Genomic DNA, 938 nt, shown 5'->3' on the forward strand with positions numbered 1-938 from the left:
TTTCAGGGTAATCAGAATGTACCCAGCGCGCCGAACCACAACATCGAATTACGACGACCGATGCGGTCCGCCAGCATGCCGAAAAACGGCTGCATGCACATGTACAGAAACAGCGCGCCGGTCATGATGTAGCTGGCGGTCTTGGCTTCCATGCCTCCGGTGTTGACCAGGTATTTCTGCATGTAGGTCGTGAAGGTGTAGAAAATCAGCGCCCCCCCGGCGGTGTAGCCCAGCACGGTGATGAAGGCCGCTGCGTGATGCTTGAACAGTGCGTCAATACTGCCTGCGTCTTTGTCCTGACGGCTTTCGGCGGTAGTGGTTTCATTGAGTGTGCGACGCAGCAACAAGGCAATGACAGCGGCGGCCGCACCGATCACGAACGGGATACGCCAGCCGTAGTCACGCAGCTCTTCGGTGGTCAGAAACTGCTGGAGGATGACCACTGTCAATACGGCAAGCAACTGACCGCCGATCTGGGTGACGTACTGGAACGAGGCATAAAAACCGCGCTGCCCGCGCAAGGCCACTTCACTCATGTAAGTGGCCGTGGTGCCATATTCACCGCCCACCGACAGGCCTTGAAGCAAGCGCGCCATGAGCAGCAAGGCCGGTGCCCAGGCACCGATCGAAGCGTAGGTTGGCAAGCAAGCGATGATCAGCGATCCCGCGCACATCATGGTGACCGATATCAGCATGGAGTTCTTGCGGCCATGCTTGTCCGCCACACGGCCAAACAACCAGCCGCCAATCGGGCGCATCAGAAAACCAGCAGCAAACACGCCTGCGGTGTTGAGCAACTGTACAGTCGGATCATCGGAAGGAAAAAAGGCAGGTGCGAAATAGATCGCGCAGAAGGCGTAGATATAAAAGTCGAACCATTCGACCAGGTTGCCGGATGAAGCACCGACAATGGCGAAAATTCTTTTGCTTCGCTCCTC

Annotated in this window: 1 pseudogene; it reads right to left on the reverse strand. The window is 56.9% G+C overall.

The features are described from left to right. Positions 1 to 17: 17 nt before the first annotated feature. Positions 18 to 938: pseudogene (locus ALO43_RS28010) on the reverse strand (MFS transporter); the annotation flags it as partial.

This window comes from Pseudomonas tremae (genome assembly GCF_001401155.1).
Classification (GTDB): domain Bacteria; phylum Pseudomonadota; class Gammaproteobacteria; order Pseudomonadales; family Pseudomonadaceae; genus Aquipseudomonas; species Aquipseudomonas tremae.